Origin of the sequence: Bradyrhizobium sp. 76, from assembly GCF_023073025.1 — a bacterium.
Lineage (GTDB): Bacteria > Pseudomonadota > Alphaproteobacteria > Rhizobiales > Xanthobacteraceae > Bradyrhizobium.
On record NZ_JADPIS010000119.1, the window covers coordinates 1 to 597 of the forward strand.

Sequence of the window (597 nt, forward strand, 5' to 3'; positions counted from 1 at the left end):
GCACCATATCCCGCGCTACAGCTGCAGCCGCGCCTGGATGGACAATGGCGGCCCTCACTGCATCGCCTTCGGCGGATTGCGCGTCGATGATGCAATCGAAGAAGCACTGCTTGGCGTCGTCGGTCCGGGCGCTATCGCCGCTGCAACCGCGGCCGCCAAGGAAGCCGGGGAACGGCGGGATCAGGTGCGCGATGCTCTCAGTCGTGATCTCGAAGCGGCGCGCTATGCCGCCGACCGGGCTTTCCGGCAATACGATGCCGCTGACCCCGCGAACCGGCTGGTGGCGAGTGAGCTGGAAGCGCGCTGGAACAGGGCGCTCGCTCACGGGGTGGAGGTCGAGGGCAAGATCGCTATGCATGATGCGGCGACGCCCGCCCCCCATTGCTGATCCAGCTTCGCTCGGTGTTCTGGCATCGAACCTCAAAACGGTCTGGGATGCGCCGACGACGGATGCTCGCCTCAAGAAGCGCATTGTGCGCACCCTCATCCATGAGGTCGTGGCCGATATCGACGACGCGGCCTCCGAGATCGTTCTCATCGTCCACTGGGTGGGTGGCGCCCACAGCGAGTTGCGCTTGCCCAAGCGCCGGCGCGGAC

2 pseudogenes are annotated in these 597 nt (G+C 66.2%); both read left to right on the plus strand.

The features are described from left to right. A pseudogene (locus IVB48_RS32970) lies at positions 1–388 on the plus strand (recombinase family protein); the annotation flags it as partial. Beyond that, positions 357–597 (plus strand): annotated as a pseudogene (locus tag IVB48_RS32975) (recombinase family protein); the annotation flags it as partial. The pseudogenes IVB48_RS32970 and IVB48_RS32975, both read left to right, overlap by 32 nt.